The sequence below is a fragment of the Bradyrhizobium sp. sGM-13 genome (assembly GCF_018398875.1).
Classification (GTDB): domain Bacteria; phylum Pseudomonadota; class Alphaproteobacteria; order Rhizobiales; family Xanthobacteraceae; genus Bradyrhizobium.
Genome location: NZ_JAGWDK010000490.1, coordinates 1 through 221 on the forward strand (window position 1 = coordinate 1; position 221 = coordinate 221).

Annotated in this window: 1 protein-coding gene; it reads right to left on the reverse strand. The window is 64.7% G+C overall.

Features of this window, described 5'->3' with window-relative positions:
- Positions 1–221 (reverse strand): ATP-binding cassette domain-containing protein (locus KJQ96_RS39760; protein ID WP_213291299.1); only part of this gene is annotated, 221 nt, incomplete at both ends.

Sequence of the window (221 nt, forward strand, 5' to 3'; positions counted from 1 at the left end):
TGATGCGGTCGGCGAGGGCGAACACCGCCTCCATGTCGTGCTCGACCAGCACGATGGTGACTTCCTTCCGCAGCTCCTTCAGCAAAGCCACCATGCGCGCGGATTCGGTGGTGCCGAGGCCGGCCATAGGCTCGTCGAGCAGCAGCAATTGCGGCTTTGTGGCGAGCGCGACCGCCAGCTCGAGCTCGCGCTGTTCGCCGTGGCTTAATTCCGACACGAGT